The sequence below is a fragment of the Mucilaginibacter sp. Mucisp86 genome (genome assembly GCF_047324315.1).
Taxonomy (GTDB): Bacteria; Bacteroidota; Bacteroidia; order Sphingobacteriales; family Sphingobacteriaceae; genus Mucilaginibacter.
Window position 1 is genome coordinate 818,334 of record NZ_CP168503.1, and the last position, 15,413, is coordinate 833,746.

Genomic DNA, 15,413 nt, shown 5'->3' on the forward strand with positions numbered 1-15,413 from the left:
CTTTATTTACCCGAAAAATCGAAATACAGGTTTAGCGACAGCGCATCTTCTATATTCCTGTCGTAATTAAAATATTGGTTCTTTTGCCCGCCGGGCCCCAGTTTTTCAGGCTTTTGCGATTTGGTACCGATGGGAGTAATGCCATGCATAAACGAAATATCGCCCGAAGGAAAAAGCGGAGCGGTATTGTACACATTTTTAGGATTTGCGGGTGTAAACAGACGCATAAACACATCTCTGCTGTTACAAACAATGGTTACCGGTTGACCGGTGGTTTGTAGTTTCATCCAATACAGGTTGGAGTAATAACCCTTAAACTCGGGATAAACGACCTTACCCTGCCCGGTTATTGTATTGTTGTAAGTTTTGTCCCACACACCCAGCGAAGTACCCTTCATCCGGTTTTTCCATACCCGGTAAGGACCATCGCCCATATAAGTAACGCCTTTGATCTCTTTTTCAGGGAAGGAAAAATTAACCCCCATCAGGGTGGCTTCTTCGCCAATAGGCCAGTATTTAACATCAAGCTGTACCCAACCCGATGGATAGACCGTCCACTTCAATAAAGGCTCGGATTTTTTGGGTGGGAATACCGCTTCCACAACCAGGTTATTGCCCTCATAACGGTAAGTAAGCTTTTGAAAGCCTGTTTGATCCTGCCCTTCTATTAATATTGGCCCGTTGTTAAAAGGAATATTCCCTTTTGCATTCTTAACACTAACCAAGATGCCTGAATTACGGTTAAAAGCAAGCTCAATGCCGTTACCTGTTTTAACATTGTACAATGAATCGGTTTCGGTAATTACAGCTTTGCTTCCTCCTGTTTTGGCGATGATCCGGTTAGTGATTTGATCGTGATTGCTTACCGGGAAGCTCCAGGTAAACAGCTCATGCTTATTCACATCAAATGCCGACACATACAATACATCGAAATTTTGCCAGTCTTTTGGTAGCTGCAACTGCAGGTTTCCATACTGTCCCGGCGCAACATCCGGCGAAGCAATGGTACCGGTTTTAGTTTTTGAACCGGCACCATTGAGCGTAGCCAGTTTATAGCTGAAAGTGCACTGTTTGAGATTAGTGTATGAGAACCTGTTCTCTAAACGCAGTGTACCGTTAAACGCCGGCGTGATTTCGCGGGGTTCAAGATATACCGGGCTCCAAATTTCTTTGATGGCGTAGTAGCTGCCTTCTTTTTCGTGATAAGGGCCGACAATGCCGTCGGGGCCGTGATCGCCATCACTGTCCAGTTCTCCGTTTTTATCGGTACGAACTACTGCTTCATCAGCAAAATCCCAGATAAAACCACCCGCCGAGATCGGAGTATGCCACATCTGTTTCCAGAAATCATCCAGTCCGGCACCGCCGCCGCCATCATATAAGCCATGCAAAAACTCGGTAGGGAAAAATATATCGTGGCCGTTGATACCAGTATTGGTGCCGTAATCATAATTGATATAATGCTGCGTATTTGTTCCGCGGAAGATACCCCAGGGATGGATCAGCGGGCGTTTTTGAATGTCTAATTCATCAAACCAATGATCAAGATTAAAGTTGAAGCCGCCCTCGTTACCATTATCCCAGATCACAATGGATGGGTGATTGATATCTTTTTCAATCAGTTCCTTAGTTAGTTTTGAGCCTACCGCATCATCATAAGCATGATGCCAGCCGGTGAGCTCGTCCAATACAAAAAGACCTAATGAGTCGCATACATCCAGGAAATGATCATCGGGCGGGTAATGCGACATGCGCACCGCGTTCATGTTCATATCCTTCATCAGCTGCACATCTTCAATACTGATCTTTTTGTTGAGCGCCCTCCCTGTGGTTGGCCAAAACGAATGACGGTTTACCCCTTTGAATTTGATCTTTGCGTTGTTTACATAAATGCCATCATGCTCCCTCAATTCAACCGTGCGGAAACCTATTCGCTGCTTCACCATGTGAACAGGCTTGCCATTCTCATTCAGCGTAAACACCACATTATACAGGTTAGGAAATTCCGGCGACCATAATTTAGGCGAAGCAACATGCGTACTGATATTGGCAAGGGTATCCCCGGCATTAACCTTCACAGAAAAAGGAGCGCCAAACTTTTGCCCTATCAAGGTATAAACCTGCCCTGTTACCGTGCCGTTCTTTACTGATGCCAGTTTCAGTTGCGCTTTTAAGTTACCATTGGCCTTTGCATCAACCGCATAATAGCTGACATGAGATTTAGGCGATGCTTCCAAAAACACAGGCCTGAAAATCCCGCCGAAGACCCAAAAATCGCCTTTGCGTTCGGCTGCGTTTACTGATGCATTGGCAGAGTGCTTGGATACCGTTACCTCCAGCAAGTTTGATTTGCCGTAGTTGAGCAAGGCGCTTACATCATATTTAAAACGATAAAATGATCCCTGGTGAATCGCCCCTGCCGATTTGCCGTTCAGCTTCACCTCGGTATCGGTCATGGAGCCATCAAAAACAATGTTGATAGCCTCGCCCTGCCATGACGCTGGCACCTTAAACTCATATTTATAAAGTCCTTGTTCCTTGCCTCTTAAGCTATCTTTTGCAAGGCCGTAATTGTATTTACCAAAGCCCTGAAACTCCCAGTTTGATGGCACCGGGATGGTTGTCCATTTGCCTGAATTATTGCCCGCAGTACAGAAGAATTGCCAGTTTACAGTATGGTCGCTCCCTGTACCCGACAGGAACAGCTTTTGTGTTTCCTGGGCACGGCTTACCGACCAGTTGATAACAAACAGCAAAACAATCCATATTTTAAAACAGGCAGATCTCATTAGTATATTCAGTTAGCAGTTAAGATAAATTTCAGAGGGTTATCCGTGCGGAAGGGCGCAGCGGGCAAGCCATCCTTGTTATAAAAATTGGGCTGTGCGGTTTCCGACCAGGCAAAGCGCGCGGCTACAGGTTTGGTGACCGATGCGGCAGATACTTCAACGGTATTGCCTTTGATAGTGGCATCGGCTGTAACAAAGTTTCCATCAGTACCGGCAATGGTGAAATCAGTAAGCGGTTTACCGTCATGGCTTGCCAATCCGGCACCTACGTGATCAAACTCAAGGATGATCTTATTGCCGCTTATTTTCATGCTTTTATACACCGGGCCCGAAAAAACTACCGGTTGCTTGTAGGTATTTGCCAGGGCCTGTAGTTCTAAACGCCGGCCTATCTCCCATTTAAATGGCGGATGGATATTTTTAAGATCATCGTTCAGATCAGTAGTGATGATCATGCCCGTATGCGGGATTTGCAAGGCGGCAGCTTGCGCCTCGCGCAATTCAGGTTCGGTAAATGGCGTATAGGTTACGGGGCCTTTTCCCTGGGTATAGTAATAGGGTGCTATCTGCACATAATAAAATGGCAGCGTTTTATCGCCCCAAAGCTTACGCCAGTTGTTGATCAGCGCTTCCATTTTGTAGGTGTAAGTGATGGTTTCACCTAAAAAGCAGGCACTTTCGCCCTGGTACCATAAAAAACCTTTCAACGCAAACGGAGCCACCGGTTCAATCATTTTGGCATAAAACTTACCGGGATCCCCATCTATCTTAACGTTGTTCGCCTTAAAGTATAGGATTGCATCAAAGCCCTCCTGTGATACCCAGGGCTCAATCCGGCTTCCGCTTACTGCCGATGAAATAATACCTACGGGCACTTTCAGGTCATGCTGCAGATTTTTAGCAAAGAAATACCCCGCTGCCGAAAATGCCCGCAAAGCCGAATCTTCAGCTACACTCCATCCCGAATGTGTAGAATCGGGCTTTAACAAATTTTTCTGCGTAACCAGGAAGATCCTGATCTGCGGGTTGTGCGCGCGGTCCAGTTCATCAACAGGCGAATTGGCGGTGCTGGTATCCGGCTTTTTCACCTTACTATTTTTGCGCATTTCGTATTGCATGTTTGATTGACCCGAACAGAGCCATACCTCACCCACCAGTATATTTTGCAGTTGAATAGTGTTTTTACCTGATATGGTCAGTGTTGCGGGTTTAGCGGAGGCCGGCATCGCGTCAAGCTTTACCATCCATTTGCCCGCTGCATCGGTTATAGTTGTTTTGGTTTGTTTAGCAAACTTCACCGTCACCTTTTCGCCCGGCGAGGCTGTGCCCCAAACAGGTACGGGTGCATTACGCTGCAGCACCATATTGTTGCCCAATACTTTGGGCAAAACCACCTGCGCGCCGGCAATCCCGGAACTCAGCAGGCAGATCGTCAACCAACAATATTTTATAAGGCGCAGCATTATTAGTAGTTACTTGTTTTAAATGATTTGATATAAAAGACGGCTTGCTTTACGGCTTCCCCGGCGTTTGGACGGTCGAAATCCTGATCGGTAGGAGTATCAGCATCCGGGAACCTCCTGATATCCCCGGTACGGAACACGACCCGGTTTATGCTCAACACCGGGGCAAAAAACAGCCCGGTAAGCACATCCTTGCCGTTTACTATCACGGTGTAAAAGCGGGTATCGGTATTCAGCTTGATCACTATATGATATTGTGTACCGGCCTCATATTTCATAAAGTTTTTGTTGCGGTACCCGGCCTTGGTCCTGAATTGCCCTGCCGAATCAAGCGTCAGCCTGATAGCGGCAGTACCTTTTTCGTCCTGAAATTCGATATCCAGCATACCGGTGTTGTTTTGTCCGGCCGTGATAGTAAAATCGGTCATCAATTTTTTGGAAACCGGTACAACCCGCTCGGCTTTGGCAAAATCAAATGGGTCGCTGTCTTTTAGGGTTAACGCGCGTTCTCCATCAGGCGACTTGTTGATAGCCGCGGGAGCCCATTGCGGGCTGTAGGTATTCCATTTCTCCAGTTCTTTACCGGCAGGTAGCTGATTAAAAACCTCGTTAGCATGCGCATCCGCTTTTTCGGTGACCGGTACCGGGATCGATGACACCCAGATATCCTCCTTGTTCATGCTGTAGGTTACCCAAAGTTTTCCATCGGGCGGGATACCGTTCCCTTCTTCGATACCGCGCGTATATTGCGGACCGTATGATTTATAAGCACCACCGTAACGCATGGTGGTGATCTCGCCGTTAACCAGCAACAAATTGGTGTAATCCAATCCGTCTTTACTCACAGACAAAGCCAGCGGCCAGCGAAACTCCGAAGGGTTGTAAACGGTAGCATATTTACCGTCGGATGTGCGCTGCCCCCAGATTTTGGCGTTGGCAGTCACAAAACGCGGTGCACGGGCCGCATTTGCAGGCCATGTTTTGCCGTTATCAGTACTGATTGCGGTAAGCGCGTATTTCCACAAGCCAACCACGCGGCCATCTGGCAGGTGATAAAAGTTGAAGGCTTTATAATCCTTATGCAGCGGGATCAAGGGATCTTTCCTGTCGGTTTCCTCAACCCACTGCATCATCATCAGCGGGTTAGCCATCAGCTCATCGCAAGCCTGTACAAAACCTTTGTCCTTACTGGTTTTGTAAAAAGGATATGAGGTATTCTTTTCGTTCCATTTTGGGTTGTAATGAATAAAATAGACCGGCCCGAATTTGCCGTTCGGTAAAACCTCACGTACCACGCGACCAATGCCTAAGCCATCATTCGGATCATCATGACCATCTAAACAAATTCCATAAAAACCAAGCACCAGCAAACGTTTTGATTTAGAAGTATAAAAACCCATCCGCTGGTGCATCACCGAATACAGGTCTTTTGCTACACCGGGGTGCCCCTCTTTAGTAGTACCATCGGGTATTTTATATTGGGGAAAAACCACTGTTGGTTTCGACCATGCTTCACCATCTTTCGAGGTCATAAGCAGGGTTTGTCCCGGCGGCACGCTTTCGCCTACCTTATCGCTCAGGTATTCTACATAAAATGTATTGTTCCAATAAGCCAGCATGGGCGCATGGTTGTAGGTAAAACCAAAGCCATCGGCCAGTTCCGGGTGTTCACGGTTGGCCCGGAAAATCTGCTTGCTGTGCACACCAATTACCGGGGTTAACTGCCCGTGATGATAATCGACGTTCGCAACCGTATTGCCGCTGTAATGCACGGTATCCTGTGCATTGGCGCTACAGGCCATCGAAATAAAAAACAATATGATGATGAACTTATTCATGTTTAACTCCTTTGCTTTGCCCGGCTGCCTGCAAAAGCTGCGCAAGCTGTTTTTTGGTGACTTTAAATATGGTGCCATGCTTATGCCCTACCGGCACGCTTACGCTATCGGCCAGGTCTGTAAAAGTTTTAAAGTCGGTTGTGCGCACAGCGCCATATCTTTTTAAGCGGTACGAGTCATAATAGATGAGCCAGTTATCGCCTGCTTTGGTCATACTGGGGCCTTCGCTGTAGGGTTCGGTAAACCTCGGCGTATAGTTACTATAAGGGCCTAAAGGATTATTACTGAACGCCACCAGGATATTGCGGTTTGGCCGGGTGTTGTCCTTCATAACCAGCACGTAATCATTTTTGGCCCGCTTTACGATCTCTGCATCAATCACACTAAAGCCAGGATCAAGGAAAAGCTTTGATGGGCTGAAGGTTTTAAAATCTTTAGTAGTAGTGTAGTACAGGCGATGATTATTGTTCTCATATTCCTGCCCCTTCGGAAAACGAAAAGGTACAGTAGAAGCCCAAACGATAATGAAATAGTTATTATCCTCATCATAAAACAATTCCGGTGCCCAGGCATTCACTGCGGTAGGCTCGTTAGCCATTACCTCAATATGCTCTTCTGCCGACCAATGAATTAGGTCTTTTGAACTGGCATAACCGATACCTTTATCGTTTTTCCAACCGGTTGTCCACACCAGGTGATAAACCCCGTCAGGTCCCTGGGCTATGGATGGATCGCGCATGATTTTAGCGTCGCCGACTTCCGGTTTAATGAAAATATGATCAATAGCATTCCAGTGATAAGCATCGTAACTGTACAAGAAGCGCAACCCTTCATTGGCGGGCTCATGAAACGAGGTAAAAAGGTACACGCTTTTACTGGCCCTGCATGAAAACATCAACGCAATAGCTAATAATAGGGTGATATGTTTAATAGTCCTGTTCACTTATATCGCATCAATAATGAGCACCCAGTCGTTACCGTTTGATACCTTGCCGGGTGGTTTAAATTTGATTGTTTTAGCTTTTGCGAAGGTCCCGATAGCGGTAGTTTGCCCGTTGCGCGGGTTATACCATGATGCTTTTAATTTGGTGCCTTCCAGTTTATCGGCATTGATATTGATCTGCACACCAGTATAGGTATATACAAACGCGTAGTTTTTGCCTCGGGTGGCGATCAACCTCTTGTATTTTTCGCCATTGTTACCTGCTATCAAAGATTGATCGGGTACGCGATCCAGATACGGGCGCGACAGCATTAGTCTTTTCAAATAAATCATCTGCTTAGCACCGGGATCATTAACCGAATTGTACCAGTAGCCTTTTGAGCCATATGCACTGCCTTTATCTGTTGGCTTGTGCATCTGCATTACGTCGTTATCGCCATAAGTATATCCGCAGGCCCCGGCAAAAACCGACCAGTATCCATATCGCCTTACGTCGGCGGCAGTCCAGCGGGGTAATTTGATATTATGTAATCCGTAAGGAATTTTTTCGTACGATGGTTCGGCATCAAGCGTTGGTTTTGCGGGCGATAGGTTATAATCCGTTTCTACATAACGCCAGTTGTCTTCGCCATACTTCAGGTCTTTCTTTGAGGTATCCTGCGCGTAATTGCGATGGCCGGACTGAAAGCAATTAAAATCTAACCAGCTTTCATTATGAAACCATTTTGATGATTGTGTACGGCCGCGTGGATGATAGGTAATCAGGTGTGTTCCATCCACGTCGTGCAGCGTGTTACCAATAGCATTCCAGGTTTGTAATGAATCTGAACCTGCAATGTCACCGCCATTCATCCAGATCACATTTGGACGGTCATGATATCTTTTGGCTAAAAATTCGGCGTAAGCTTTCGCTTTTTCCGCACTGATATGGCTTTCTTTTACAACCGATCCCCAAACGGGTACCAGTGCAACGTATAAACCTTTTTCAGCAGCTTTGGCAATGATCCAGTCGATATGATCCCAATAATCATACTCATTTCCTTTACCAAAAGTGTTGCCGGGAGTTGTTTTAGGTTGAGCGATATTCTTGTTGCTCAGGGCCGAATCGCCATAAGCGTTGGTCTCTTTAATACTATGCACCACCATCACCTGGATCACATTAAAACCCTGCTTGCTCCGGACGTCGAGATATTGCTCAGCTTCTTCCCTTTTCAATTTGGAGAACAGCAGCCAACCGGTATCACCAAGCCAAAAAAATGGCTTATCGCCGGCCATAAAATAGCGGTGGTTGGTGGATATGCTTAAATGGGGCATTACATCCTCGCTTTTGAATGAAAAAAGCAATAATGCAATAGCAATTAGTATGGTAGATTTTTTAAGCATAAAATAGTAACAATTAAAAATCAATTGTCATTTCGACGAACAACTAGGAATGTGCGGCTGCGTGAGGAGAAATCTTATACGTCCTGCCTTACACCATCCATTACAAATTTGCGTGGCGTATAAGATTTCTCTTTCGCCCCCTGCACTCTGCCCCCTCTGCTCTATCGAAATGACATTTTCTTATATATCTCGCAAGTTCAAGCGTCCTTCGCTTGAACTATACTCAAAGTAAGCGTCCACGCTTTACATTCCACATATTTTACAGGAGCGTGGACGCTTGACCGTGCGCAGCATCAATTACGGCTTAACCACAAAATGGCAACGCCGTTCCCTTGTGCTTTAATTTCCGTATTAGCAGTCCCCTTTATCGTTTCTTCACCGGGTAAAAGCTCACCGGTTTTCGGGTCGATCCATTGTGCTTTGTAGCTGATACCAGTTGATAGATCAAGGTGGATCCCACCGCCGTTGCTGTAAACTATGTATCCTTTTGATGAAGCCAAACCCCATTGATCTTTAGGCGAACCGGGCAAATCAACCGGTTTCATGCCGCTTGCATCAGTCAGGAAAGCTTTATTGGTTGTGGCAGGCAGCACAGGTAATGATCCCCCGGCTATGAATACCGCCCAGCCAAAATGGTCGTAATCATCGGCAGAAAACAACACCGCTTTATCCGGGTATTTGGTGCGATATTCGTGTACCGCACGGTAAACCTGTTCAAACGATGCCGCCTTTGGTTTAAAGATTCGGGCTTGCTGACGTGGTGCCAGGCTTTGACCACCGATGGGTTCATAAGCCGTTCCGTTGGCCTGGTAGTACCAGTAACGGATATCGATGACGTTAATAACCGAAGCCGTTACAGGATCAGCAAGAATAGCATCCTGCACATCCTTGGTGGCACTCAAACCTATGATCTGTTTCTTTTTATGGGTGGTTTCCCACTGTTTAATAGTTTCAACCCAAAACTTCATAAAGTGCAGCGGACCGGTAAATTCTGCCCCTATCTGCTGGATCACCCCGGTATTACCGGCGAAATTGTCCATACATTTATTGATGTAGGCAATGTGAAGCTTACGCCTTGCCGGGTCGGTTTCGTCATAAAACTGCTCGGCCATAAACTGGCGCTTATCGCCGGCGTAAGGTACAGGCTCGGGGAAACCCGTGCCGTTGATATTGTTTGCCGTGCGCCACGGAAAATCGGTGTAATGCGCACCTGCTTCAATAATGTTATGTTGAAAATAGTTTTGGTGGACCAGCACCAAACCTTTCTGATCGGCCAGATCGGCAAACTGTTTCAGGCGGTTCCAGTACCAGGTATTGTATTTGGTCAAATCATATTTGCTTAAACCATCGTAAGCCAGCTCTTTACCGCTGCGGGCGAATGGCAGCTCATAAAATGGGGCCCAAACATCGCCATCCATCCTGCGGATGCGCTCGTGATCGTCGCGGCGGCGATCATACCATAAACCGTAATTATGCTCAAATACCACTATATTATCTTTTCGCATCCAATCGGTAACTGAATTTAAATCGTCAGTTAAACCGGTACCTATTTGGCCGGGTACCCAGCGGGAGATGGCCGGTTTGGCTTCCTTTTCGGTATAATCGGGATGTACGGTGCCGCTCCACCACGGGGTTTCAAAATGCCTGCCTGTTAATACCACATTGCCACGGGTTAACCAGCCGTTGGTAACGGACATCTTTGGAGCTAATGCCGCAGTTGCAGTATTTTTATATCCTATTTCGTCAATAGTTTTAGCGTTTGCAGATGATACGCTGATCGAATTTCTTTTTGGCGATTGATCTATCCAGTTGCTGATAGTTACTGCAGGTTTACGTGCAGCGGCCATCAACTCGGCAGCTTGTTCAACAGTTGGGCTGCTTGATGGCTCGGTAGCCGGATAAAGGATATCGGCCTGCTTAGTTACATCTTTATTTAAACGGCTAGCCAGCTGCGCATAGTAAAAACTTCTTGGGCTTATGGTACTGTTTGGTATACTCCAATAACCATCACCGGCAAATTGCGCCCATGTACCGAAGGCCCAGTTTTGAGCGGTTGGCGGTTGATAGCAATCAACACGGGCTGCGGTACAATTCCAGAACAGGCTGTTGGCTGCGCTCCATCCGGCACCCTGTCCGTCCTGTCCGCGGTTCATATAGCTTAGTGGCTGACCATCAATATTGGCGATATCAAATAAAACACCTGAGCCCCAGCTATCAATACCGCCACTAAAACCCAGCGAACCTACCGACATACATTGCACAAAAGCATTTGGCCCCGGTGCGCAATAGCCGGTTGCAAAATCATGAAAACCCTGCTCAGAATATAAACGCTGAAAAAGATTTTGTCCGCCCATAGTCAAGAATGTATTACGGCGCTGTCCCCCTATTTCCGAAACCGGCGCAAGTGATTTACAATCCTCCACTGTAACGCGGTTACCGGTAGTACCAACAAATACTGCCGAGCCAGCAAAATGCTCAAAAGTTACCTGGCGTACCCAGGCGTCACTTACGTTTTCCATGGTGATAGCCATCCAGCGGTGTGCTTCATCTTTAGGGTTCGAAGCGTTATAAGTAGATTGGAGTTTTAAGTTTTCGATACCAACCTGTGCAATCCTGCCAGGCCATTGGTAAGAAGCTATTAAGCCGCCCCCATAGGCTGTATCTAAAGCTGTGGTAAGCGGTGCATCAAGAGTCACCGTGTTACCATTAACAGCAGTTACTTTCCTGTCCCAATAAATATCACGCTCGCCTGGTTTCCAGGCTAAGGCGGTTAGGTCGCCGCCAAAATGATCGGTTTTGATGGTACCGATCCATGCCTGTGTGCTTGGGCGGTGAATTAAAACCAGATCGCTGGTTTTAATATTTGCGCCATCTGCAATATGCAGCGTATTGGCATTTACCGGTACATAAGCATCGGTAATTTTAATTTCTTTGGATGTTTGCCTGTCATTTTTTCCGGTTACATGTATAAAAGTTTCCCTATCCGTTCCGGCAGCGAATAATACGGTACCGTTAGGGCCCATCCCCCTTCCGCGTAAAACCACGCCGGATGCGTTTATTTTGAGGCTTCCATTAACCTGGTAAGTGCCTTTATTCAGCAATACCGCTCCGCGAAAACCGTCTTTATCAGCGGGTAATCCGGCTACATAATCTAAAGCGGCCTGGATCCTCAGTGTAGCGTCACCTGCTTTTACAGGCACTACAACTTTTACAGGCACAAAAGGGATCGGCTTTTCAGAAGCCATATATCCGCAATACGAATAATCAGGAATACGGTCGCCATTTGGGGCGGCCACATAATTTAATTTGCCGTTTTTATCAGCAGCAACAGGCGGCTGTGGTTTAGGGGCTTTTTTCTTATCCTGCGCAAATAAGGGGGTATGCAAAAGCATCCCCCCAGTCATTAAACCAACCCAAATATAAATCCTTGTAAACCTCAATCCCCGCATTATAGTGTCTTTATTATTTTAACGAAGCCAATTTCTTTTCGCCTTTAGCGGCTACTGTATTTAAATATACTTCGATATTGGTATAACCGCCGCCATTTTTTGCAGGCAGGGCCGAGTCTTTGCCATCTTTAGGGTTCAGGCCGTGAGCCAGCTCCCAAGAGTCAGGTAAACCGTCGTTATCCGAATCTTTGTAAGGCGTACCTTTATATTCAGGATAGCCGCCAACCTGCCATGGAGCAGTGATGATACCCAGTTTGTATGAGTCTTTAGGTAATTTACGCACTTTAAACTGGTAAGCAGTATCGGTTTCCATGTCTTTGTACGTGATTTTACCGGTACGTACCTGCTCTGTAATGCGTACATCAACCGGGTCGCGTTTTGGCAAGGTTGCGCCGGCATTTGCCACAACAAATTTAAAGGCATCTTTTGCCGATAAGATCGTCATCGAAGGCATCGGGAACGGAACATCTGATTTCATATAATCCTTGTACTGGCCGGCATCAGGTAATTCTTTACCACCCGGACCTTCAACCTGGATACCACCGTTCCATGCATCTTTGGTTACCTCAGGATAGCCCTCCATGATGTTACCTGAGGCGTAAACACGACCGAATACTTTTTCTTTAAGCTTGCTCCTGCCCGATTCCGGTTTCAGGATGCGGTGACCAACCGGTTCATCTTTTGGTGTAACCGGACCTGGTTTAAAATAGTTATTGATCACATTGTAATTGGTAGTATAATCGCCGCCATCCATTGAACGGTGGTGCCAGTTAAATACTACGTTATTTACAAAGTTGTATACACCGTTCCAACCAACTGATGGGTTACGGCCTGTATTATCTGCCCAAAGGTTACGCATTAATGAGCTGTTTTCGCCGCCGGTAGTTGAACCAAAAGCGTGGTTCCAGTAATCCAATGATTCGGAGTAGATACAGTTTTGGATAGTGATATTCACAGTACCCAATTTCTCTTCTTTCGAGCCATCGCCCGGATCAAACATGTGGCGGTACATGGAAAAGTTTTCGTCCAGGCCCCAGCTTGCCGATACGTGATCGGCAATGATGTTACCTACCGGGTTGCCACCCAAAGCATCATCCCTGCGACCGACATTGGTTTCACCACGACGGAAACGCATATACCGGATCACAACGTCATGCGTATTCACCCAAAATGATTCGCCGGCAATGCAAACACCATCACCCGGAGCAGTTTGTCCTTCAATAGTAATGTACGGAGCCCTAACAATAATTGGCGTTTTGATACGGATGATACCGGCAACGTTAAATACAACGATACGGGCACCGCCTTTTTCACAGGCCTCACGCAGGGTACCGGGGCCATTATCAGCCAAACTGGTAACTACATATACCTTACCGCCACGACCGCCAAAGGTAAATTTGCCACCGCCTTCGGCACCAGGAAATGCCGGGATCTTAGCCTGCGGCAGATCGGTTGGGCGGGCAGCCCATGGTACGTATACTTTGCCACGGCGCTGATCGGCCTGGATAATAGGCAGTGCAACCGCCCATGCTGAATCTGAACGACGGGTAGCCTCTTTCATCAAAGCTTCACTCTCTGCTTTAACCTTCTCCGGCACTTCAGGGTATTGGGCAAAAGCCGGTTTAGCTAAACCCAATGCCGCTGCTACTAAAAATAAAGCTGTGTGTTTTTTCATATTCTATATTGGTAATATTCTTTCTGTTGATTGGTTAGCAGGCACCCATCGTTCAATTAATTTGTTATTGAAGCGGATCAAACGGCCCACCCCAAGTGTTGTTTTGTTGTAAATTAATATTGTTCAATAATGCCGCAGAAGGGATGCCGAAAAAGTAATCACCTGCCTGCACCGCAATGTTGTATGAATCCAATGTTTTGGTTTTAACAGTAAACGATGAGGTATACAACGCATCCAATGACGCGGCTGCCGAAGCATCACGTGTGCCGGTGATATAATCCTTAGCGCTTGCATTATTGTTAAGGGTAACTGTAAGACCTGTTCTTTTTGAGCCATTTAATGTACTTTCCAACAATTTACGGCGGCGAAGGTCCCAGTAGCGTTTACCTTCAAAAGCAAACTCAATTTTACGTTCGTTCATGATAGCAGTGATCATCTGGTCAGGGCTCATGCCTGCATTTAAACCATACTGGTTATCAGCACCGGCTTCAATGCCGGCACGTTTCCTTATTGCCGCAATATTGGTATAGCCTGTAGTTACATTACCCAATGCAGCAGCACATTCGGCCTGATTTAATAAAACTTCGGCATAACGGATCTCCATCCAATCGGTACCTACATATTGCGCATTAGATACGCTGATATTAGGATCGATAGCTTTGCGCAGATAAAACCCGGAATTGGTTGCTGATGCAGGTTCGGTAGTTTTAACACCTGAACCATCTGCCTTGTTGTAATAAAAGTAAGTCCACAGGCGATATGAAGTATTACCGTTTATGGGCCAGTTACAACCATTGTATGCAATAGTTTTGTTAAACCTCGGATCGCGGTTGTCAAAAAACTTCGAATCGTCATAAGTATATTTGGTTGATGTGCCAGGTGCTTTACCGTCAAGCATCGGGTATGATTTTACAATATCCCAGGTAGGCTGGTTTGAACCGCCTTTGGTACCCAAATAAGCCGGGCGGGTTGCATTATCATACGTGTTGTTATTTTGGTTTTGATCGGTTGATGAAGTATTATAACCAGTAACCAAAATAGCCTCCGGGTTGCTGCTGCTTTCGGTAAACCACATATTATCGTAAGATGGGTTTAAGCCGTAGTTGTTGGCTGTCAAGATCTGCATTGCCTTATCATTGGCATCGGCAGCTGTTTGCCAGCGGGCGGCATCATTGCTGGGATTAAACTGGGGACTTGCATAGGTTAACAATACCCTACCTTTAAACGCTGCTGCAGCGGCCGATGAAATGCGGCCATAATCGCTTCCACTCCATTTGGCAGGCAGATATTTGATGCAGCTATCCAAATCGCTCACAATTTGTTTAAAGCACTCTGAAGTTTTGTTACGGGGCAGTAAAGCTGCGTTTTTAGCATCCTGTCCAATGGCGTCCAACGGCTTTAATACCAGCGGAACGCCGCCATATAACCTTACCAGATCAAAATACCTGAAAGCCCTCCAAAAATAAGCCTGAGCCTTATACCTGTTTTTGGTTGATGCCGGTAAAGTGCTGGCATCAAGGTCTTGCAGTGTTTGGTTGATATTACGGATGCGGCCGTAGTTATTGCTGATGTTTACTGAGGTACCGATATCACCAACAGTTTCAGTAGTAACTGTACCTTTTACGTACGCGTTATCGCTGTAAAATTCGTCGCACTTATCGCCGCCGCCGCCAATGGCGCCGCCGGTGTCGCCAAACCAGCCGGGCTGATTAGCTGTATAAAGATAATTAATGTTTAATATGGCTACTGTTGAGTCATTAAACACCTGACCGGGGGTACTATGAGTAAGATCCTCTTTATCAAGCACCTTTTTACAGTTTGTAAACAGGGCTGATACGATCAAAGCTGCAAATATGGTTTTAAATAATTTCAT

8 protein-coding genes are annotated in these 15,413 nt (G+C 46.4%); all 8 read right to left on the reverse strand.

Annotated features, from left to right (window positions below):
* Positions 1–2 precede the first annotated feature (2 nt).
* Complete coding sequence (locus ACEN9X_RS03385; protein ID WP_413669073.1) at positions 3–2,789, reverse strand: glycoside hydrolase family 2 TIM barrel-domain containing protein; 2,787 nt, start codon at positions 2,787–2,789, stop codon at positions 3–5.
* Positions 2,790–2,797: 8 nt separating this feature from the next.
* A complete protein-coding gene (locus ACEN9X_RS03390; protein WP_413669074.1) occupies positions 2,798–4,225 on the reverse strand; it encodes a sialate O-acetylesterase in 1,428 nt (475 codons plus the stop codon).
* A 29-nt stretch (positions 4,226–4,254) separates the two neighbouring features.
* Positions 4,255–6,090 carry a six-hairpin glycosidase gene (locus tag ACEN9X_RS03395; RefSeq protein ID WP_413669075.1) on the reverse strand — a complete coding sequence of 612 codons (1,836 nt, stop codon included), beginning with the start codon at positions 6,088–6,090 and terminating at the stop codon, positions 4,255–4,257.
* On the reverse strand, positions 6,083–7,033 hold the full coding sequence (locus ACEN9X_RS03400; RefSeq protein WP_413669076.1) for a glycoside hydrolase family 43 protein: 951 nt from the start codon (positions 7,031–7,033) through the stop codon (positions 6,083–6,085). Before ACEN9X_RS03400 ends, ACEN9X_RS03395 begins: the two co-directional genes overlap by 8 nt.
* Positions 7,034–8,416: a glycoside hydrolase family 140 protein gene (locus ACEN9X_RS03405; RefSeq protein ID WP_413669077.1), complete on the reverse strand. Its 1,383-nt coding sequence runs from the start codon at positions 8,414–8,416 to the stop codon at positions 7,034–7,036. It abuts the gene before it with no gap.
* Between the two features lie 293 nt (positions 8,417–8,709).
* Entirely contained in the window at positions 8,710–11,808 is a 3,099-nt protein-coding gene (locus tag ACEN9X_RS03410) for a DUF6298 domain-containing protein (RefSeq protein ID WP_413669078.1), read from the reverse strand.
* A 70-nt stretch (positions 11,809–11,878) separates the two neighbouring features.
* On the reverse strand, positions 11,879–13,540 hold the full coding sequence (locus tag ACEN9X_RS03415; protein ID WP_413669079.1) for a polysaccharide lyase: 1,662 nt from the start codon (positions 13,538–13,540) through the stop codon (positions 11,879–11,881).
* Between the two features lie 64 nt (positions 13,541–13,604).
* Positions 13,605–15,413 carry a RagB/SusD family nutrient uptake outer membrane protein gene (locus ACEN9X_RS03420; protein WP_413669080.1) on the reverse strand — a complete coding sequence of 603 codons (1,809 nt, stop codon included), beginning with the start codon at positions 15,411–15,413 and terminating at the stop codon, positions 13,605–13,607.